Raw genomic sequence first — 19840 nt, 5'->3', positions numbered from 1 at the left:
TTGTTAGTTCGTTGTAGGTTTCTATTAAACGGCCTTCCTATCTTTTATTGTAAACCATTTTACCGCAAAAGTATATAGTAAACAGTATAATTGCAAAAAAATATAATTATTTTTAAATTGCCGTATTGAACTTTTAGGGCTTTTTGGGTATAATCCTTTCCTGTTGATCCGTTAGCTCAGTTGGATAGAGCGGCTGCCTCCTAAGCAGCAGGTCGGACGTTCGAATCGTCTACGGGTCATTTTTTTAATTCATGCAGGGCATCAAAGGGATAGATTCCTTTAACATCCGTCAGCACTACGTTATCAAGCGAGGAGCCGAAGATTACCGGCGTATCTCCGCCCATAAATTCCGAAATAACCTGCCTGCAGGCTCCGCAGGGGCTTACAGGATAGTCCGCATCGGGCGTTGCAATAGCGATGGCCTTAAAATCCGTTTTTCCTTCAGAAACCGCTTTAAAAATTGCAGTCCGCTCTGCACAGTTTGTAAGTCCATACGAGCGGTTTTCTATGTTCACTCCCGTTACAATTGAACCGTCTTCCAATAAAATAGCCGCTCCCACATGAAAATTGGAGTAGGGGGCATAGGCTTTCTTTGCAGCCTCAAGGGCTGTTTTGAATAAATTTTCTAACTGACTTGAAATTTCCATAAAAGTAGTATATCATATTTTCCATGTTATTTAAAGGAAAAAATAAATTTATTTTTATCGGTGTAATTATTATTCTTGTTATATATATTTTTGCCGCTGCCGTTCCCATGAGGAAGGATGTGTACTTGATGCCTAAGTGGTCTTCACCTATGCCGAAGGTTCAAACCGGACAAATGTATTTCGGAGAAGCGGAGGCCTCCGGAGATGAACTTAAACAAAAATTTGCCGGAAAAACTCCGATTCCTTTTTCTTTGGGTAATTTGTTCGGGTATTTTACCGAAGACGGCGAGATTTTAAGGGTTGAAACTGCGGAAGAAAGATTCAGCGCTTCTTTTTATGCTTGGACAAGATATCCCCAAAAGCCTCTTTTTACGGATATTTATAAGCCTGAGGAATTCGATTTGGAAAAGCCTTTTTTGCGTATCGATAAGCCCGGTTATGTTTATCTCGATAAGGATAGAATCTTTTTGTTTGAACCGGAAGGTTCTTCTCTTTCAAAATATGATAATGCCGGTAAAAAATTATGGCACTACACCCATACCTTTCCTATAACGGCTTTTCAGTCTTCTAAGGCCGGCTGTGTGATAGGTTATTCGGACGGACTTTTAGTATGCCTCGATTCTGATGGAAACACTCTTTTTAGTTTTTACCCCGGGGGCAGTACCTATCAGGCAATCATGGGGGCTGCGATTTCGGAAGACGGAAAACAAGTTCTCTGCTTATGCGGACTCGACAAGCAAAGGGTGGCTCTTATAAATATTTCGGGCCGCCAGCATAAAATAGTATTTCATTCTTCTTTTGAAGAGGATTTAAGAAGACAGGCTTTTGCTTCATTTGATAAATCCGGGCATTTTGCCATTTTTGAATCAGCTGAGGGAATAGGAATTATCGATTGTAGAAATTTAACTCTTTCACTTATAAAAGAAGAAGGTTTTATTGCCGGGTTGGGATTTCAAGATAAAAGCGCATTACTTACAGTGCTTCTTAAAAAAGATGATGAATGTTCTCTTTTGTTGATAAACCCTCCCGATTTGATGATTGGAAAAACTAAATTTAAGTCTGAAAATGCCTTTTTAATTCAGAAGGAAAATAAAATTTACATAGGTACCGATGAAAAGATTACTGCATTGGATATACGGGGGCTTTAAATGAAAAAAAATCTTTATATATTTTTATTTTTTATGACTTTTTTATACTCTTATTCCTTTGAATGGCCTGTAGAAAATCCTTCTCTTTTACGTTTATTTGCTCAAAGAAATGATGCTTTCGTTTCCCGCTCCTTGGTGTTTAAAGAAGTTGATACGGTTAGAGCTTCGGGTTATGGTAAACACTTAATAAGTATCGAAGAAAAAAACAGTACCCGCTTTTTCCCAAGCACTTTGGGAAATGCTATGATTTTTATAGATGATGAAGGTCTTCAAAGCATTTATGCTAATCTTTCCGATACGGATTTATTTTCCTCCAGAAAAGAAACCGAAGCCGGTTCTATTTTGGGATATGCAGGAAAATCGGCATGGACCGAAGAAAAGAGTTTAATCTTTCAGGTTGCGGATACACGCAATAATGTTTTAATCAATCCTCTTTTATTTATGCCGGCTATTGAAGAAAAAACGGAGCCTCAAATTCAAAATACCGTTTTAATAAACGGCGATAAGCAGACAATCAGTTTGGAAACGGTAAAAAAAATAAAACAAGGTTCCTATGACCTTTATTCTTCAATCTCCGATTCAGCCGAAAAAGGAGGTCCGCAGCTTGCTCCTTTTAGAATTACGGTTTCCATTAACGGAATGAATATATCGGATCTTCCCTTTGAGGTTTTGAGCTCAGACGGTAAGGACCTTTATTTGCAAAATAAAAAATCGTCTTTATCTCTTTTATATGAAAAAGAAAATACGATGCATTTAGGAAAAATAAATTTACCTGCAGGAAAGATTGAGCTTATAATTACCGTCCTCGACAAAAGCGGAAATCAAAAAAAGGCTTCTTTTATTTTTCAGGTAGAATAGCTTTTAAAATAATGCTATCCTTTCAATTTCTTTTTTTATATCGACGTCCCAATATTCCAAACAGATGGGACAGTTGAGCCCGTATTTTTCTAACAGCTTAGACAGCTTTGCAAAGTCTTCTTTTGAGACGGGGTTGTGTAGATCGCTTTTTCCGTCATTGGAATGGAGATGCATGTAGGCTATGTGTTTTTGATTATTGGAAAACCATCTTTCGATTTTTTCGCCTGAAACCAGAGCATGTCCCCAATCGAGGTTTAATTTTACTTGAGGCATGGCGACGGCTTCTATAAGTTTTGCACTAAGGCGGCTGTCCTTTTCGCAGACATTTTCTAAAACTACACAGCCCTTAAAGCCGGAATTTTCTACAGCCTCTTTAAAAAATTCCGCATTGCTTTTTAAAAATAAATCGAATTTAAAATCTTCCTTAAACCAAGGCATAATCTGGGTATGAAAAATTATAAAATCAAGGTTCAAGAGTTTTGCAAAAAACAAATCCCTCTTGTACATTTTTCTGCTGTAAGCGGCTATGTCCCTATTAAAAGAAGCTATATTTAAATCGATAAAGCTGCCGTGCATGGATTTTATTCCTTTTAAATAGGGCAGCTTTTTTTCGTATTCGTTTAAAAGAGAGTAAATCTCCGAGTCGTTTAAACAGGGTTCGGTAAAATCTTGAAGCTCAAGTCCTAAATTAAGCTCATTAAAAAGATTAAGATCAAAATCAGCAATTGTCCTAACGGCCTTAATCAGCTTATTTTTCATAAAAAGTTTTTAGTTTTGCCTCTTCAAAATTTTTTCGATATTTAATTCTCCTGCAAAGCAGGGAATGTTTATATCCCAGTTTTCCAAGACCTGAGGATTTACTTCCCCGAATATGCCTATTTGTTCTCCATTGTAAAGAAGGCCGGCCTGCCTTCCCGGAATAAAGCGGGGGTCGTCGGTTTCGCAAACCTTGTATTCTATTCCGAGGTAGTATAAAAGATTTGCCGCCTCGCTTGCTGCCGTATTAAAGTTGGCATTTTGTTCTGCAGTCAAAAAGCCTAAACTTTGGCTTGTACTTGTGCCTGTGGAGTCGGAGTCGTCAAAAAAGGCAATTTTTCCGGTCTCAAATATTTTGTGCGGATAGACTGCATTTGCAGAACCCATCTCGGCATTTAAAAGAGAGGGGAGAATTGAGTTGCGTACAAACTGATAGTTTTCGGACATCGGGTTTGAAATCTCGATAACCGAAGCTTCATCTATGCACATTCTTTCAATATAGTCTTTTTTGGAGCCCAAATAATTAAAAATCATTTCCTGATAGCCCATGCCCGTCATAAGCCCCTTTATTTTTCGGCTTAGCATTGTTGCAGGCAAAAGTCTTCCGATTGTAAATTCGTTGGGTGTTTCGGGTGTAAAGAAATTAACGGTTTTACCCATCATTACATCTTCGATTATGTCTACTTCATGAAGAAAATCGTTGCGGTAGGGGGAGGGTTTCAGCCTAATCTTATTTCCCGAAATTTCAGTTTCCGAGTCCATGCGTTTTAGGGCATCGGCAATTTCTTCCGCCTTAAAAGAGGAGCCCAAGAGCTTGTTGACGGCTTCCACTGAAGTTTCTGCATTTTCTTGAAAATAAAACGGGGTAGTAAGGGTTTTTCCGTATCCCGTTTCATAAGGATGCTCTATTTTAACGGGTAGAATCATATATCCGCAGTCGGCAAAGTCGCATGCGACTATATTTGCTGAAAGCAAAATGCTTGTCATATCCGTGCCGGTAAATTCTACAAAAAGATCGGTATCGCCTGCTTGGACCGCCCCTATTTTAGCACTGTTTATAACGGGAGGCATGGAAAGGACTTCTCCGTTTGCATCCTTCAAAAGAGGAAAGAGCTTTTTGTCTTCAAGCAATGGGGCATACTCGATTCCTTTGGTGTGTTCTTTTAGGATTTTGCGGCATGAAAGAGGCTTTTCCATATCGAGCGGAGTAAACTCGGTTTTGTCGGGATCTACGGCCGTGTATTCGATGGGCCATTTTATAAGTTTTGAGCGGTAAACGCCCATAGAAACCGTTTTTCTTTTTCTTCCGAAGTTGCGGCAAAGTTTTTCCTGTGTTTGGATTATGTCGGCAAGCATGAGCTCGTCTATGGGCTTACCCGAAATTACAAAGCCTGCCGCAAAGGGACGGATTTCTTTAAGTTCGGGCGAGACCTTAACCCTACGCTCGGCTGAGTCTTGAGTTTTTTCTTTTGATGAAAGGAAGCTTTGATAGCTTTTTGTATTTGATTTTCCTCCTGCATGGATGCGTAAAAGCCTTGCAAGGCCTGCCGTAGACCAAAGGTCGGGCCGATTTGTATCGTTTAATTCTATCTTAATTATGCGCTCTTTTTCGGGAAGAGAGGTGTCCGGTTTTTCGTCAAGTTCTGCCTTGGCTGATGTTAAAATTTCTTCAAGTTTGTCGTAATTCTGCTTTGCTCCGAGCTCTGCTTCAAGTTCTGCTTCGAGCTCTGCTCCTAGCATATTAAAAAAAAGGGATTCATTTACTTCAATCTTAGGCATTTTATCCTCCGCAGTTAAAAAAAACTGAAAGGGATTATATCATAAATTATGGCTTTATACAAGTATCGATATATTTTCTAAAAACAGCAATCTTGCAGCTAATAAAACAAAAACTCACCGAAAAAATTATGCGACATTTTATGTGGCAATCCATCAAAAAGAGAAAAGAAAGTGAAGTTTTTAGGGGGATTGAAAACTTGTAAGTCTATACCGGATATAAACTTAGAAAATAAGCGGATGATGGGAGTCGAACCCACGTCTCCAGCTTGGAAGGCTGGGGTAATAGCCGTTATACGACATCCGCAAGACTCGGGTATTATATAGATTTTTAAAATTTATGTCAATACTTTTTTTAAAAAAAACATAAAAATTACAGGCACACAGAGGCGCTATTACAGAAAAAAAGCTATTGAGCTTGGCTGTCTTAAAGTCTGTTAATACTCAAAAGTACCGAATCTATGGTGGGAATTATCATTTTGGGTTTGATTTCGTGTTTTACCGATAATAATTTGTAAAATACATCGAAAGCTTCCTGTATCGATTTTCCTATTCGGCTTTTAAAATTCATTTTTGCTTTCAGCATCCATTTCGATATATATATCATTCCTAACAACACAATAGCTTTTTCAAATCCGCGTAATAGGGCTTGATGAGTTATATCTATACTTCCTATGCTAAAAATTATCTTTCCCATGGGGGGAAAAAGGTTGAAAACGGTAATTGCCGTAAACATAAAGATTAAATTTAAAAAATTAAGTTTTTGTCTGTCGGCTGCACAAAGAATCAGGGCCGCTCCCAAAACAAGGGCTTGTACCGGCAAAAAAGGAACAAAGAGTAAGATTAAAAAAAGGCTTATACCCGAACCTATTCTAAGATACCTGTCCCTTAAAGTCCGGCTTTTTGTTTTTTCCGATTCGTTTTCACTCTTATAATGTCTTACCGCTTGTGAATTATCAGACACAAAATCGAATCTTTCGGCCTTTACTCTTTGGTACCAGACGGATTGTATTTCAAATTCGGATGCAAACCAGCCTAAAAATAAGGCAGTTAAGGTGCCTAAAGAAAACACGGGCGGAATTATGTAGACAGCCGATTTTCCGAACATTAGTAAGACTGCTAAAAGAAATTGCAGGCTGTTTGAAACAAAGGCTCCCGCCAAACTTATCCCCATAAAAGAAATTGTTTTTCGCGGAATTTTTCTCATGGCATACATCAAAAGGCCTGAGGAAAATGTTCCGATTGCTGAAAAAAGAACGATATAAGAAAAAAGAGTTCCCGAAATAAGGGCTTGGCCTAAAACTTTTATAACTAAAAGAAGTACAAAGGCCGGAAAAGAGAAGAGGTCTATGCCTAAAATTACGGGCAGATTAGCCAAGCCGATTCTAAAAAAAGGAACCGGCTTGGGTATCATTATTTCGATTGCCGAAAGAAAAAAACAAAATCCTCCGAACAATGGAATAAGAGTATCCGCCTTTTTGGTTTTTAATGACAACCTGAGCACCCGCAGCCGCAAGCATCTTCGTCATGTTCATGACCGCATCCGCAGCCGCCTCCGCATCCTCCGGACATTTGCTGAATCAAAGCCTGCAATTCTTCTTCGGTGGTCTTTTTTACCGATAAGACTTTTACATCAAAATGGAGGGTTTCTCCTGCCAGCGGATGATTTGCATCTATGGTAATCTTATCGCCGTCTATTTTTGTAATTCTTACAATTCGGGCGTGATGACCTTCTCCGGCTTCAAAGTCCATGCCGACTTCAAGTTTTACACCCTCAGGAAATTGCTCTCTGGTTGTTTCTACTATCAGATCGTCAAAAACTTCGCCGTAGGCTTCTTCAGGAGGAACAACTTGCTTAAACTCGGCTCCTTCTTCTTTGCCTTCAAGGGCTTTTTCCAAGCCTGAAATAATCATATTATATCCGTGGATGTACTCCAATGGACCCATTACATCGGACGAGTCAAGGACTTCGCCGTTAGCATCTTTCAGTGTGTATTCCAAACTGACTGTTGTATCTTTTTCTATTTTCATCATAAAGATAATACATATTTTATAAACAAAAATCAAGAGAATATCCGGCAAGAAATCTCGCAAATCCCTATGGAAATCAAATTTTTATCGGTTAGTGCACACAAAAAAACTGTCCTCAAGGCGGAGTTTTTTTCAAATTGAGGGTGGTTAATTTAATTACCGGCACGGATTGCGGTGGTATAAATTCAAGCAAATTTTTTATAATTTACTATTTTTTTCAAATAATAACTATAAATATAATAAGGAGGGGGAAATATGAAAAAATTAGGAGGACACAAATGGTAAAAAGATTTGAAGATTTAACATTTACAGACGATTTTATGTTTTGTAAAGCTATGCAAAATCCAAAACTATGCAAAAAACTTATTGAAATGATATTATCAGATACAATAGGTAAAATTGCTTATATCTCAATACAGCATAATATTAACACTTACGAACAGGCTAAGTCTGTAAGATTTGATGTTTTAGTGCAGGCAGAAAACGGTAAATTATACGATGTAGAAATGCAGGTAAGCAATGAACTCAATATCCCTAAACGTATGCGGTTTTACCAAGCTGCCATAGATATTTCTTTTTTGGACAAAGGCAATTCCTATAATAGCTTAAACGACAGCTTTATAATTTTTATCTGTACCTTTGATGCCATAGGCAAAAATAGGCCTGTTTATACCTTTGAAAATCTTTGTATAGAGGACAAAAACACCCCTTTACAAGACGGCACACGAAAGGTTATAATAAATGCAGAGGCCTTTAATAACACTGAGGAGAAAGAATTAAAAGAATTTTTAGAATACCTTAAAACAGGTAAGCCGAATAATGAATTTACAATGGAGATTGAAAAAATGATACAAGCAATAAAACAAAATGAACAGGCAAGGCAAGAATACAGATTATTATCTACTTTTGAAATGGATATTAAAGACAAAGCGGAGTACAGAGTAAAAAGAGAAACGGCTAAACTTATGAAAAAGCGAGGCTACCCAATTTCTGAAATTTTATTAATGACAGGCCTACCTGAATCCGAAATTGAAAAGCTGTAATTTTCTATATTTAAAAAGTAAATCTCCGTATATCTAATGAAATTGGTTTATGCTTCTATAAATTACAAATTTGATTACCGTGTCAAAGTCAAGGGCTTCTTACCCCTTGATTTTTTATATAAAATGACTTAAACTTAATCTAATGCAGTTATTGCAGGATTCAACAATGTACCGGAGGACAAAATGTTACCTTTTTATTTTCTTTCAATCACAACAAATTTGATTATGGGGCTTATTCTTGTATTTTTTGACAAGACTGTTAGAGGTGATGAGCCTGCTGACCGTGAAAATAGATATCCCGTTTTAAGGGATCCAACTTTTTTGCTGTTGCTTACAATATTTTCCGGTTTTACGGCAATTTCAAAAATGCTGAGTCCTGTCGGAACCAATATAGTGATATTGGGAGATTTTTTACCCGTAGTTGCAGGACTTGCAGGTTCGATAGTATTTTTGGGAAGATATTTGGAGTCTAATTCAAATATTACCTTACCGGATTTTTTCGGCTTAGTAAAAAATTATGACGAAATAATCGGTTATGTATGTTTGGCTTCTTCCGTCTTACACCTATTATTTTCAAAGGCTATCTTTCTTTAATATTGCCGTATTTGGATTTACAGGTAATAGAGTTTTAATTTATGAAGCGGTTTGCTCTTTTTTTCTTATTTCTTATTTCTTTAAGTCTTTTGGCTTGTTCAAAAGAAGATCCTTTACAAACATTGGATTTGCCGTCGGATTCGGCTATGAACGATGCGAACCGCTTTGCCTTAATAATCGAAACCTATGTTTCTCTTTTAGATAAGCCGGGAGATGACGGCATAACTGTCTCGCATGCCAGAAAATTTGATGTCTTTTCCGTTGAAGGACTTGAGATCGTAAAAGAAGATGGAGAACAGATTCTTTGGGTAAACCTAGGAAAAGGCTGGATTCAAAGATCAAGTGTTCAGCTTTACTCTTCTAAAGAAAAAGTATTGACTGCAGCTAAAAAATTAAAATAAAGGCCTTTTTTTGCCGATATAGGAGCTATGAAGTCTTTTGCTGTTTTATCCGCCTATGATATTTCGGAATATTCGTTTAAAAAACTCGAAAGCGGCATCATCCCATTTGAAGCCTCTTTCCGTGCGGCTGCGGCCTTTCCTGATTGTAAAAAAATTATTATTTTAACCTCCGCTTCTTGTGAAGCCCCTATCGTTTCCATATTAAAAAATATAAAATCGGACGAGCTAAAAATAGAGTGGAAGGTTAAGGTTTTGGAAAAAATAAGTCCTCAAGCCATATTTTCGGAGGCTGCAAAAGAAGCCGAAACGGAATCTTCCGGTTTTGAAAATGTTTTCTTTTTGCATGGAGATGAGCCTTTTATCGATTTAAATGCAACGGAAAAACTTTTTAAGCAGCATTTGGAATACAGAGCAGAATATAGCTTTGCCGACGGATACCCTGAGGGGCTTATCCCTGAAATTCTTACCTCCGGCCTCTGTCCTATTCTTGCAAAGCTTTCCGAAAATGAAACTTCCTTTGAGCGTTCTTTTATTTTCGATACGATAAAAAAAGAAATAAACAGCTATGATATCGAAACTATGATAGCCCCCTTCGATTTAAGGCATCTAAGGCTCCGCTTTGCAGCCGACTCAAAACGGAACGCTCTTTTGTGCAGCCGCTTTACAGGCATAAATGCGGAAAACTATGCAAAACTGATTGAAGAAAAAAAGGCAGAACTTTTTACTCTTCCTGCATATTACGGTATCGAGATAAATTCTTCCTATCCTTTAAAGTCGATATATAAGCCTAATGAGGTTTTAGGACTTGAAGAAAAAAAAGAAATGGATAAGGCTGCTCTTTTTTCTCTTATCGAAAAAATTGCAGAATATTCCGATGATGCCGTAATTTCTCTTTCGGTTTTTGGTGAGCCTTCAATGTATCAGGATTGCCTTTCGGTAATCGAAAAAATTTTATCGTTTCCTAAGTTATCCGTTTTGATTGAAACTTGCGGTTTATACTGGCCTTCATCATTTATAGAGCGAGTTGAAAAAGTTATTGACGTCTCTCCCAAAAGAAAAAACAAGATGCTTCCGGTTTATTGGATTGTATGTATTGATGCGGTCAGTTCAGGAATGTATGCTAAGGTGCACGGTCTTTCCGAAGATGAGGCAAATATTAAATTAAAACAAGCTCTTACTTTTACCGACAGTTTAAAAAAAGTTTTTCCCGATGCCGTATGGGCTCAAATTATGCGGATGAAAGAAAACGAGATAGAGGTTGAACCCTTTTACCGTTTTTGGAAAAACCTGGGCGTTAATGTAATTATTCAAAAATACGATACCTTTTGTAAATTACTTGAAGATAGACGAGTTGCAGACTTATCGCCTTTTAATAGACATCCATGCTGGCATTTAAAAAGGGATATGTATATTTTGGCTGACGGCTCGGTGCCTCTTTGCAAAGAAGATGTTAAAAGAAATAATATTTTAGGAAATGCTTTTTCGGACAGCTTAGACTCAATCCGTAAAAAAGCATTCGAGGCATATAAGAAGCATTTGGAATGCAGATACGGAGATTTGTGCGGAGCCTGCGATGAATACTATACCTACAATTTTTAATGAACGGAAAATTCCTTATACGGTTTTAGGAAAAAGCTCCGGCGATTTTAAAGCTCCTGTTTCCGTTTTGGTATTAAACCGAGGTGCCCGATATTATCTTTCTTCTCTTTTTCAAAACCTGATAGATTTAGGTTTTAACTCAATAGTTTTTGTGGACAGCTCAAAGCGGGGCTTTGAGGTAGAGGCTTTGTCTTCTCAATTCCCGGAAGTAAAATTTTTACTTCCGCTTGAAAAAGTTACTGCAGGGGAGATGATTAATCTCGGTATTTCGGAAGTATCTTCGGATTATGTTATGGTTCTGTGGAACGATATGGCCTTATCATCTTCGGCCTTTCCTGAAACCGTGATAGATACCCTTACCCAATCGGATGTAATCTGTGTAGCTCCGGTTTTAATCGATGAAAAAAATGCCCTTATTCCCGTGCAAATTGTTCCTTCTCTTACTCGCAGAGATTTTTCGACGGAACAATTTTTGTGCAGAAAAGATTTAACTCATACTATTTATATGTATGATTTTGCAGGTATTTATAATCGGGAAAAATTTATCGAGATGGGAGGCTTTGATTATACTATAGAAAATCCTTATTGGCAAAATTTGGATTTTGGATTTAGAGCTCATCTATGGGGTATGGAGATTCTTATTTCAAATTTATATAAAATGAAATATGCCGGAGCTTGTCCCCTTGAAGATATTTCCGCAGATGATTCTTATATAAAATTTTACTTAAAAAATTTAGCGCCTATTGTAGGTAAAAAAGGAGGGAGCCTGCCTTGGTATTTGTTTTTTTCTTATGCGATAAGGTCAGGCTTAAATCCTTTTAAGGCCTATAAATATTTTAAGGCTGTACAAGACTGGGTGCATATAAATAAATACCGTTTTGTAAAATCACCTCAAGACTTAATTTGTAAATGGGAGCCCAGCATATGATTGGTTTATACGAAGGAACGGCCGTAATTGTTCAAGCTCGATTAAGTTCCAAGCGTTTGGTTAGAAAGGCTTTGTTGGACTTGGGCGGTATGCCTATATTATACAGGGTCTTGGATTCGGTCAGAGAATTACCTGCCGAACATTTTATTTTGGCCTGCGATACAAATTCAAAAAAAGAATTTCAGCCCATAGCCGAATCCTTGGGTTATCTCTGTATTGACGGTTCTGAAGAAGATGTTTTAAGGCGTTTTTGTGATGCCGTTGAGTTTATAAATTCCAATTTTCCGAATAGACCTTTAAAGGCCGTCATCAGGGTTACGGCCGATAATCCCTTTCTCTTTGTGCAAGCTGCCGAAGCTTCAATCCGCCGTTATTTTGAATTGGGAGAGCCCGATTATTTTACTTACACAGGTCTTCCTCACGGATCGGGAATAGAAATTATCAAGGCTTCTTCTCTTTTAAAAGCCGCTTCCGAAACCGATGACGAATATGCTCATGAGCATGTGTCTCCTGCAATTTACGGACATTCCGATAAATATAGGTGTGTCAGAGAGACGGCTCCGCCTGTGTGGTATTATCCTGAACTGCGGACTACCGTTGATACCGCCGAAGACTATGAAAAAGCAAAAGAAATTTATAAACACTTAATTTCAAATAAAAAGACGGCTCCGTTTACGCCTGCCGACATAGTTGAGGCTGTAAGTTATGCCGATAGATTAGTTGTATTTTGTCCCTCGGTTACTCCGGGTAGGGGAAGCGGACACTTGCACAGGGTTTGCGATTTAGCGAGATCTCTTTTGGGAAAGTTAAGATGTTTGATTTATATATCCGAGTCGGATTATCCTAATTTTTCAAAATCTCTTTTAAATTCCATTCCTTCCGAAATAGTCGTAAACGAGTTTCCAAAAAAAGCGGCACTAATCGTATTGGACAGATTTAGAACATCTGAAGATGAGATGGCTTTTTTTAAGAATAGGGGGCCTGTTATCGCAATTGACGATGGCGGCACCGGCCGAAGATTTGCCGATTTTATTTTGGATATACTACCTTCACTTAAAAATGTAAGCTCGTCTGACGATGATTCCGGCTCCGAATGGTTTTCTAATCTTTTTTCGCCTGAGTTGATATCCCTTCCGTTAAATAGGCGAAAGCTCCTTTCAACTCAGAGATTGGCAAAAAATAAAAAGATACACTTAACTCCTAAACAAACAAAGGTTCTTGTAGTTTGCGGAGGGGAAAATTCTTATAGGATGACCCTTCCAATTGCACAAATTCTAGCCTCCTTAAAATTCGATGTTTCTGCAATAGATATAAATTTAGGTTTTGAAGATATAAAACGGCTTGAAGGAAAGGTTAAAGCTTTTTCAAGAATCGATAACTTAAAAGAGAGACTTTATGAATGGGATTTGGTTGTAACTCATTATGGGTTCATTGCCTTTGAAGCCTTGGCTGCAGGCTGTTATGTGCTTTTGGTTTCTCCTACCGACTATCATTATAAGTTAGGTTTAGCCGCCGGTTTTACATCTCTTCCTGCCGGGATACCTTCTACTACCGACTTTGCTAATGTCTTTTCTCATGGAATTAAGATACCTAAAATTATTACACCTTATTCTGAATCCAAGGATTTATCTTCTTTGATAAAAAATTTGTCTTTCGGTTCACGGTATCTCTGTCCTATTTGCGGGGAAGCCGGTACCTCCGAAGTTACGGCCAGAACTCCCGATAGGACTATGGCACATTGTTTAAAGTGCGGAATGTATCATATTTCTTTTATAATAAGTCCTCCAAAACAATATACCAAAACTTATTTTTTTGATGAGTATAAGGCCCAATACGGTAAAACCTACTTAGAGGATTTTGAATCTATAAGAAAGCAGGGTATGCGCCGAATAGAAATTATCAATAAACTTTATATAGATATTTTTTATAAAAAAAGGGAATACAGTATTTTTGACGGTGAAAAGAAAATATTGGATATAGGCTGTGCTTACGGCCCCTTTGTTCTTGCTGCAAAGTATTCGGGTTGGTATGCCGTCGGAACCGATATTTCGGAAGCCGCCGTAAAATATGTAACGGACGAGTTAAAACTGCCGGCCTTTGTTTCGGCTTTTCCGGTTCTCCCGAAATCCTATGAGTATATTTACCAAAAACGAATGACGGGAAACGGGTTTGAATCGGTTTCAAGACCTATTGAAGACGGAGGTTTTGCTGCCGTTAGTATGTGGTTTGTTATCGAGCATTTTAGGGACTTGGATTCGGTTTTAAAAAAAGTAAACGATCTTTTAATGCCGGGCGGTATTTTTGCTTTTTCAACTCCAAACTTTTCCGGTGTTACGGGAACTTTTTCGCCTTATAAATTTTTTGCAGAAAGTCCTACCGACCATTATTCCATATGGGATTCAAGAACTGTAAGGTCTCAGCTCAGTATGTACGGCTTTAAAGTTTTAAAGATTGTTTCGATAGGTCATCATCCTGAAAGATTTAAGTGGTGTAAAAATCTTAAAAAGAACGGAATACTTTGGAACATAGTTATGGCCATAGGCATGGCTATAAGTAAACTTTTTAAACTCGGAGACAGTATGGAAGTTTATGCAATGAAGCAGGGAAGACTGGAGGATATAAAATGAAAAAATATGTTTTAGCCTTTGATCAGGGAACTACGAGCTGCAGGGCAATCTTGTTCGATAAAGACGGAAAAAAAATTGAAACTGCCCAGCAGGAGTTTTCTCAAATTTTTCCTAAGCAGGGCTGGGTCGAGCATGATGCCATGGAAATATGGGGAAAGCAAAGCGGGGTAGCCCGCGAGGTTTTGGAAAGAAGCGGAGTTTCCACCCAAGAGATTGCTGCAATCGGAATTACCAACCAGCGGGAAACAACCGTTGTCTGGAACAAAAAGACCGGCCGTCCCGTTTATAATGCCATAGTTTGGCAGTGCCGCAGAACCGCCGATATCTGCGATGCTCTTAAAGAAAAAGGCCTATCCGATTCTATCAGAAAAAAAACCGGCTTGATAATAGACGCTTATTTTTCGGGAACCAAGATAAAGTGGATTTTGGATAATGTTCCCGAAGCAAGAACTCTGGCCGAAAAAGGCGAGCTTCTTTTCGGCAACATCGACACTTGGCTTATCTGGAATTTGACCAGAGGCAAGGTACATGTAACCGATTATACAAACGCATCCCGCACCTTGCTTTTTAATATTCACACTCTGCAATGGGATAAGGAGCTTTTAAAGGCTATGGATATTCCCGAATCTATGCTGCCCGAAGTCAAACCTTCAAGTTATGTTTACGGCTATACCGAAGAGCATACATTCGGGGGAGCTAAGATTCCGATTGCCGGAGCTGCAGGTGATCAGCAGGCAGCCCTCTTCGGGCAAGCCTGTTTCGAAGAAGGTTCTGCAAAAAACACTTATGGAACCGGCTGCTTTATGTTAATGAATACCGGAGATAAGATAATAGAATCAGAAAACGGGCTTCTTACGACTATTGCCTTCGGTATAGATAATAGTGTAAAATATGCCTTGGAGGGAAGCAGTTTTATAGCGGGTGCTGCAGTTCAATGGCTGAGAGATGAGTTAAAACTTATCTATACTGCTCACGAAACGGAGTACTATGCAGGGCTTGTAAACGACACAAACGGTGTTTATTTTGTTCCCGCCTTTTCAGGTCTGGGAGCTCCCTACTGGGATATGTATGCCCGCGGTGCTCTTTTGGGCTTGACAAGGGGGGCAAAAAGAGAGCATATTGTACGTGCGGTCTTGGAAGCCATCGCCTATCAAACAAAGGATGTCCTTTATGCTATGGAAAAGGATTCCAAGATAAACTTAAAATCGCTTAAAGTAGACGGCGGAGCTTGTGCCAATAATTTTTTAATGCAGTTTCAGTCGGATATTTTAAATGTACCCGTTTTGCGCCCCTACGAAAAAGAAACGACGGCCTTGGGAGCTGCCTATCTTGCAGGTCTTGCCGTTGGCTTCTGGAAAGAACAGGGCGAAATAAAACGGATACAGGATATCGAAAGGAAATTTAGGCCGGACATGGAAGAAGAAAAAAGAAAGACTCTCTATGCCGGATGGAAAAAGGCTGTAGAACGCTCAATGAAATGGGGGTAGGTTATGTATAATTTTGAATTTGAAGTGCCGGTTAAAATTTTATTCGGTAAGGGTAGTATTGAGAACCTCGTACCTGAGATTCTTAAATACGGAAAAAGAGTTCTTCTATGTTACGGCGGCGGAAGTATTAAAAGAATGGGGCTTTATGATACAATCATTAAAAAACTGGATCAAGCCGGAATCTTTTATAAAGAGCTTTCCGGTATTTCGCCCAATCCCCGCATTGAAGAAGTTGAAGAGGGAATAAAAATAGTCCGTGAACACAAGCTGGATTTTATTCTACCTGTCGGAGGTGGAAGTACCATCGATTGCTCGAAGGCTGTTTCTGCCGGTGTAAATTATGTAGGAAGCGCATGGGATTTGATTACGGGCAAGGCCGAAATTAAAGATGTACTCCCGATAGGAACGGTACTGACCCTTTCTGCTACCGGTTCCGAGATGAACTGCGGAGCCGTTATTTCAAACCTTAAAACGAAGGAAAAGCTGGGTTTTGGAGCTCCGCCCCTTCTTCCGAAATTTTCGGTTCTTGATCCCGAATACACCTATTCCGTTCCTAAAAATCAGACAGCCGCAGGTACGGCCGATATTATGAGCCACACATTCGAGTGCTATTTTAGCCTAAATGACGGGGCCTATCTTCAAGACAGGTTTGCAGAAAGCATCTTAAAAACCTGTATCGAATACGGACCATTGGCTATTAAAAATCCCGAAAGCTATGAAGCCCGCTCCAACCTAATGTGGGCAGGTACATGGGCTATAAACGGTCTTTTAAGCGACGGTAAAAAAACGGCTTGGTCTGTTCATCCTATGGAGCATGAGCTGAGTGCTTTTTATGACATCACTCACGGAGTAGGGCTTGCTATTTTAACTCCTCATTGGCTGAGGCATTGCTTAAACGATAAAACCGTTAAAAAGATTGCAGATTACGGTATAAATGTTTGGGGCCTTTCAAAAGGAGAAGAAGTTTATAAAACTGCCGAAAAGGCAATCGAGTGTACTTCGGACTTTTTTAAATCTCTAGGTATTCCGATGACTCTGAAGGAAGCGGGAATAGGCGAGGAGCACTTAAAAGAAATGGCTGAAGCCGCTGTTGCTCACAGAGGTAAAAACGGAGTTATCTACGGCTTTCAAGAACTTCGAGCCGATGATGTTTATGCAATATATAAGGCTGCTCTTTAAGTAAACTATGAGCGATGATTTTGAGGTAGTGCGTCCCGAAGAACAGGCAGGGGACGAAAAGGACAGAGCTCTTCGTCCCCGCTCTCTTGTAGACTTTCAGGGGCAGACAAAGGCAAAAGAAAATCTTTCCGTTTTTATAAAGGCTGCCCGCGAAAGAGGAGAAAGCTTAGATCATCTTTTTTTGATAGGCCCGCCGGGCTTGGGAAAAACAACCCTTGCCCAAATTACGGCCAATGAACTCGGTGTCGATTTTAAGGTTACGGGAGCTCCCGCCCTCGATAAACCCAAGGATCTGGCCGGTATTCTTACTACCTTGACTGAACGCTCCGTCTTTTTTATAGACGAGATTCACCGTTTAAAGCCGGCCATCGAAGAGATGCTTTATATAGCAATGGAAGACTATGAACTTGACTGGATAATAGGGCAGGGGCCGGGAGCCAGAACTGTGCGTATTCCAATTCCGCCTTTTACCCTCGTCGGAGCGACCACAAGAGCCGGCATGGTTTCAAGCCCCCTTATAAGCCGCTTCGGTATTGTGCAGCGTTTTGAATTTTACAGCCATGAGGAGCTTGCCTCAATTATAAGCCGCTCCGCTTCAATCCTCGAAATCGAAATAGAAAAAAAGGCCGCCTTTGCCTTAGCCCGCTGTTCCCGCGGAACTCCAAGGGTTGCAAACCGTTTATTGCGGCGCATGAGGGACTTTGCCCAAGTTGCAGGCAAAAGCTCGATTGACGAGATGACGGTTGCCGCAGGCCTAAAGCAGCTAAACATCGACGGCCTAGGCCTTGAAACCTATGACAGGCAGATACTCCGCTCCATTATCGAAAATTATTCTGGCGGCCCCGTCGGTGCCGAAACCCTGGCAATTTCTATAGGAGAGTCTCAGGATACATTAGAGGACTATTATGAGCCCTACCTTATTCAGTCCGGCCTCCTTCAGCGCACCCCCCGCGGCCGCATGGTTACCCTTAAAGCATACGAACACCTCGGCCTAAATCCGCCTAAACTAGGGGATGGGCAAGACGGCCTCTTCGATTAGGGGAGATAACCCGCCTCAATCATCCACATCTTATGTATTTTTTGATTTCTAAAGTCTTCGGGGATTGATGCCTTTGTTATGTCTTTTACCCTTATCTTTTGTTTGGAAGAATTGATAAGCTCTGCCTTATCGAATTTTATCTTTTGGGAATTGGTAGAAAAATAAAGCTTTCCGTTTTTTGACAGCACTTTTAGGCAGAGAAGGCAGAGTTTTAGCCAATCTCTGTTTACATCAAAAATATCCGCACTTTTTGAATTTGAAAAGGTAGGAGGATCGCAGATAATTAAATCCCATTTTTTTTGTTCTTCGATTGCTTTTTTTAAAAAAACGATTACATCGCTTTTTATAAGCCGGGTTTTTTCTTCATCGAAGAGCTTATTTAATTTTAAATTTTCTTTTGCCCAATTTAGATAGGTATTTGAAAGGTCTACCGAATCAACGGAAGCGGCTCCGCCCTTTGCCGCATGAACCGAAAAACTTCCCGTGTATGAAAACAGGTTTAAAACTTTTTTATTTTTTGCTTCTTTAAAAACCATGGAACGGGCAGGGCGGTGATCCAAAAAGAGACCGGAATCAAGATAGTCTTCTATGTTTATGTAAAAAAAACATTCTCCTTCTTTTACTCTTATAAGATTTTTACTTGAGCCTGCCTTTTCGTATTGGCTTTTTCCTTTTTGCTTTTCACGCAATTTTATAAAAATTCTTTCTTTAGGTATTAAAAGGCTTGAGGATGCCGCTTCTTCAATTTCTAAAAGCCATTCTCTTTCTTCTTCCTGGGATTTTTCGTAAGGCCTCTTGTAAAGATAGATAAGCAAAAAGGCTGTGTTTTCCGGTCCGTCTGTTTCGGCAAAATAGATGTCTACTGCAAGAGGAATTTCAGGTATATCCTTGTCATACAATCTGTAAGCAAAAACGCCCTCCCGTTTTGCCCACTTTGACAAATGTTTAAATCTTTTTTGAAGGCGGTTTTTAAAAAGCTCCGCCTGATATTGATTTTTTTGCATCTTATTTTTTGATATTCATCATAACGCCGAGCATTGCATAACCTGAGCTTAAATCTTCTTTTTGGACTATAACCTTATCGGGCACGGTGATTTTGATATTTGTAAAATTCCAAATTGCCTTGATTCCGGCTTTTACAATGGCGTTTGCGGCCTCTTGAGCATATTTTGAAGGAACCGTCAAAATAGCGATTTCGGGCTTATATTCTTTAACTTTTGTTTCCAATTCATCCATTCCAAACACAGGAAGTTCATGAATTTCTTTTCCAATTTTTCTTTTGTCTGAATCAAAGGCGGCACAAATGTCCAGCCCATGTTCTTTAAAACCTTGGTAGCCTGAGAGAGCTGTACCTAAACTTCCTGCCCCTATTACAAAAGCCTTTTTTTCTTTATTCCAGCCTAAAAATTTTTCGATGGCCGTTATCAGTAATTTGACGGGATAGCCTTTTTTGGGCTTACCTACAATTCCCGTAATTGTCAGGTCCTTTCTAACCTGAATGGGTTCAAGTTCCAATTCTTCGGCAATGACCGTTCCCGATATGTATTCCAACTTATCGGCCTCTGCTTTTTTTACAAGGTGAAGATAAGAAGGCAGCCTCCGCACAGATGGGGCCGCCGGTACTTTTTGTTTTGCCATAGCATCCTTCTTAAAATAAAAGTATTTATACTATCAATATTACATTCAAATACTTGTAATGTCAAGGAAGCTAGCAGGGATGTCCCGCA

The 19840-nt window shown here is 39.3% G+C and carries 18 protein-coding genes and 2 tRNA genes; 12 read left to right on the top strand and 8 right to left on the bottom strand.

Going from position 1 to position 19840, the window contains the following annotated elements:
- The first annotated feature begins 165 nt into the window (after nt 1–165).
- Nucleotides 166–239: transfer RNA gene (locus HGJ18_RS06450), tRNA-Arg, on the top strand.
- On the opposite strand, the gene HGJ18_RS06445 is transcribed toward HGJ18_RS06450, so the two are convergent.
- The gene (locus tag HGJ18_RS06445) at nt 237–647 is read right to left on the bottom strand and encodes a cytidine deaminase (protein ID WP_002674983.1); all 411 of its coding nucleotides are present in this window, start codon (nt 645–647) and stop codon (nt 237–239) included. The genes HGJ18_RS06450 and HGJ18_RS06445 overlap by 3 nt on opposite strands.
- Nucleotides 648–670: 23 nt before the next feature.
- Here HGJ18_RS06445 and HGJ18_RS06440 point away from each other — a divergent pair, with 23 nt between their 5' ends.
- Both HGJ18_RS06440 and HGJ18_RS06435 read left to right on the top strand, forming a co-directional pair.
- Nucleotides 671–1795, top strand: coding sequence for a hypothetical protein (locus HGJ18_RS06440; protein WP_253698269.1), 1125 nt, complete (start codon nt 671–673; stop codon nt 1793–1795).
- A complete protein-coding gene (locus HGJ18_RS06435; protein WP_253698267.1) occupies nt 1796–2653 on the top strand; it encodes a hypothetical protein in 858 nt (285 codons plus the stop codon).
- A gap of 3 nt (nt 2654–2656) precedes the next feature.
- Here HGJ18_RS06435 and HGJ18_RS06430 read toward each other — a convergent pair whose 3' ends face one another.
- The 5 genes from HGJ18_RS06430 to HGJ18_RS06410 form a co-directional block, all read right to left on the bottom strand.
- Nucleotides 2657–3412, bottom strand: a complete 756-nt coding sequence (locus HGJ18_RS06430) for a sugar phosphate isomerase/epimerase family protein (RefSeq protein WP_253698265.1) — start codon at nt 3410–3412, stop codon at nt 2657–2659.
- 9 nt (nt 3413–3421) lie between these two features.
- Entirely contained in the window at nt 3422–5188 is a 1767-nt protein-coding gene (gene pheT / locus HGJ18_RS06425; protein ID WP_253698263.1) for a phenylalanine--tRNA ligase subunit beta, read from the bottom strand.
- A gap of 232 nt (nt 5189–5420) precedes the next feature.
- Nucleotides 5421–5492: transfer RNA gene (locus HGJ18_RS06420), tRNA-Gly, on the bottom strand.
- A 120-nt stretch (nt 5493–5612) separates the two neighbouring features.
- Nucleotides 5613–6641 (bottom strand): Gx transporter family protein, encoded by a 1029-nt coding sequence (locus tag HGJ18_RS06415; RefSeq protein WP_366793593.1) that lies wholly within the window; start codon nt 6639–6641, stop codon nt 5613–5615.
- A 29-nt stretch (nt 6642–6670) separates the two neighbouring features.
- Nucleotides 6671–7219, bottom strand: coding sequence for an FKBP-type peptidyl-prolyl cis-trans isomerase (locus HGJ18_RS06410; protein ID WP_002669747.1), 549 nt, complete (start codon nt 7217–7219; stop codon nt 6671–6673).
- A 275-nt stretch (nt 7220–7494) separates the two neighbouring features.
- Between HGJ18_RS06410 and HGJ18_RS06405 the strand changes: the two genes are divergently transcribed.
- The 9 genes from HGJ18_RS06405 to ruvB all read left to right on the top strand — a co-directional run bounded on the left by HGJ18_RS06405 (nt 7495) and on the right by ruvB (nt 18113).
- Nucleotides 7495–8259, top strand: coding sequence for an Rpn family recombination-promoting nuclease/putative transposase (locus tag HGJ18_RS06405; protein WP_253698261.1), 765 nt, complete (start codon nt 7495–7497; stop codon nt 8257–8259).
- A 183-nt stretch (nt 8260–8442) separates the two neighbouring features.
- Nucleotides 8443–8853: a hypothetical protein gene (locus HGJ18_RS06400; protein ID WP_253698259.1), complete on the top strand. Its 411-nt coding sequence runs from the start codon at nt 8443–8445 to the stop codon at nt 8851–8853.
- A 41-nt stretch (nt 8854–8894) separates the two neighbouring features.
- A complete protein-coding gene (locus tag HGJ18_RS06395) occupies nt 8895–9254 on the top strand; it encodes a hypothetical protein (protein ID WP_253698258.1) in 360 nt (119 codons plus the stop codon).
- A 27-nt stretch (nt 9255–9281) separates the two neighbouring features.
- Nucleotides 9282–10853 carry a spiro-SPASM protein gene (locus tag HGJ18_RS06390; protein WP_253698256.1) on the top strand — a complete coding sequence of 524 codons (1572 nt, stop codon included), beginning with the start codon at nt 9282–9284 and terminating at the stop codon, nt 10851–10853.
- On the top strand, nt 10828–11781 hold the full coding sequence (locus HGJ18_RS06385) for a glycosyltransferase family protein (protein ID WP_253698254.1): 954 nt from the start codon (nt 10828–10830) through the stop codon (nt 11779–11781). Before HGJ18_RS06390 ends, HGJ18_RS06385 begins: the two co-directional genes overlap by 26 nt.
- On the top strand, nt 11778–14408 hold the full coding sequence (locus HGJ18_RS06380) for a cytidylyltransferase domain-containing protein (RefSeq protein ID WP_253698253.1): 2631 nt from the start codon (nt 11778–11780) through the stop codon (nt 14406–14408). The genes HGJ18_RS06385 and HGJ18_RS06380 overlap by 4 nt, the downstream gene beginning before the upstream one ends.
- Nucleotides 14405–15895 carry a glycerol kinase GlpK gene (gene glpK, locus HGJ18_RS06375; protein ID WP_253698252.1) on the top strand — a complete coding sequence of 497 codons (1491 nt, stop codon included), beginning with the start codon at nt 14405–14407 and terminating at the stop codon, nt 15893–15895. The genes HGJ18_RS06380 and glpK overlap by 4 nt, the downstream gene beginning before the upstream one ends.
- A 3-nt stretch (nt 15896–15898) precedes the next feature.
- A complete protein-coding gene (locus HGJ18_RS06370) occupies nt 15899–17074 on the top strand; it encodes an iron-containing alcohol dehydrogenase (RefSeq protein WP_253698251.1) in 1176 nt (391 codons plus the stop codon).
- A gap of 7 nt (nt 17075–17081) precedes the next feature.
- Complete coding sequence (ruvB, locus tag HGJ18_RS06365; RefSeq protein WP_253698249.1) at nt 17082–18113, top strand: Holliday junction branch migration DNA helicase RuvB; 1032 nt, start codon at nt 17082–17084, stop codon at nt 18111–18113.
- On the opposite strand, the gene HGJ18_RS06360 is transcribed toward ruvB, so the two are convergent.
- Entirely contained in the window at nt 18110–19117 is a 1008-nt protein-coding gene (locus tag HGJ18_RS06360; protein WP_253698247.1) for a class I SAM-dependent methyltransferase, read from the bottom strand. The genes ruvB and HGJ18_RS06360 overlap by 4 nt on opposite strands.
- Before the next feature lies 1 nt (nt 19118).
- The gene (locus HGJ18_RS06355) at nt 19119–19751 is read right to left on the bottom strand and encodes a redox-sensing transcriptional repressor Rex (protein ID WP_253698245.1); all 633 of its coding nucleotides are present in this window, start codon (nt 19749–19751) and stop codon (nt 19119–19121) included.
- Between the last annotated feature and the right edge of the window lie 89 nt (nt 19752–19840).

The organism is Treponema denticola, assembly GCF_024181405.1.
Taxonomy (GTDB): Bacteria; Spirochaetota; Spirochaetia; order Treponematales; family Treponemataceae; genus Treponema_B; species Treponema_B denticola_D.
The sequence above is the reverse complement of the archived record's forward strand: the minus strand, read 5'-3'. Positions and strand labels throughout refer to the sequence as shown.

What these genes read in the sequence shown, in the direction of transcription:
- HGJ18_RS06395 (WP_253698258.1), top strand. Translation starts at nt 8,895, where the DNA reads ATGAAGCGGTTTGCTCTTTTTTTCTTATTTCTTATTTCTTTAAGTCTT.
- HGJ18_RS06430 (WP_253698265.1), bottom strand. Translation starts at nt 3,412, where the DNA reads ATGAAAAATAAGCTGATTAAGGCCGTTAGGACAATTGCTGATTTTGAT.
- HGJ18_RS06390 (WP_253698256.1), top strand. Translation starts at nt 9,282, where the DNA reads ATGAAGTCTTTTGCTGTTTTATCCGCCTATGATATTTCGGAATATTCG.
- HGJ18_RS06370 (WP_253698251.1), top strand. Translation starts at nt 15,899, where the DNA reads ATGTATAATTTTGAATTTGAAGTGCCGGTTAAAATTTTATTCGGTAAG.
- HGJ18_RS06380 (WP_253698253.1), top strand. Translation starts at nt 11,778, where the DNA reads ATGATTGGTTTATACGAAGGAACGGCCGTAATTGTTCAAGCTCGATTA.
- HGJ18_RS06360 (WP_253698247.1), bottom strand. Translation starts at nt 19,117, where the DNA reads ATGCAAAAAAATCAATATCAGGCGGAGCTTTTTAAAAACCGCCTTCAA.
- HGJ18_RS06440 (WP_253698269.1), top strand. Translation starts at nt 671, where the DNA reads ATGTTATTTAAAGGAAAAAATAAATTTATTTTTATCGGTGTAATTATT.
- HGJ18_RS06410 (WP_002669747.1), bottom strand. Translation starts at nt 7,219, where the DNA reads ATGATGAAAATAGAAAAAGATACAACAGTCAGTTTGGAATACACACTG.
- ruvB (WP_253698249.1), top strand. Translation starts at nt 17,082, where the DNA reads ATGAGCGATGATTTTGAGGTAGTGCGTCCCGAAGAACAGGCAGGGGAC.
- HGJ18_RS06445 (WP_002674983.1), bottom strand. Translation starts at nt 647, where the DNA reads ATGGAAATTTCAAGTCAGTTAGAAAATTTATTCAAAACAGCCCTTGAG.
- HGJ18_RS06355 (WP_253698245.1), bottom strand. Translation starts at nt 19,751, where the DNA reads ATGGCAAAACAAAAAGTACCGGCGGCCCCATCTGTGCGGAGGCTGCCT.
- pheT (WP_253698263.1), bottom strand. Translation starts at nt 5,188, where the DNA reads ATGCCTAAGATTGAAGTAAATGAATCCCTTTTTTTTAATATGCTAGGA.
- HGJ18_RS06405 (WP_253698261.1), top strand. Translation starts at nt 7,495, where the DNA reads ATGGTAAAAAGATTTGAAGATTTAACATTTACAGACGATTTTATGTTT.
- HGJ18_RS06400 (WP_253698259.1), top strand. Translation starts at nt 8,443, where the DNA reads ATGTTACCTTTTTATTTTCTTTCAATCACAACAAATTTGATTATGGGG.
- glpK (WP_253698252.1), top strand. Translation starts at nt 14,405, where the DNA reads ATGAAAAAATATGTTTTAGCCTTTGATCAGGGAACTACGAGCTGCAGG.
- HGJ18_RS06385 (WP_253698254.1), top strand. Translation starts at nt 10,828, where the DNA reads ATGAATACTATACCTACAATTTTTAATGAACGGAAAATTCCTTATACG.
- HGJ18_RS06435 (WP_253698267.1), top strand. Translation starts at nt 1,796, where the DNA reads ATGAAAAAAAATCTTTATATATTTTTATTTTTTATGACTTTTTTATAC.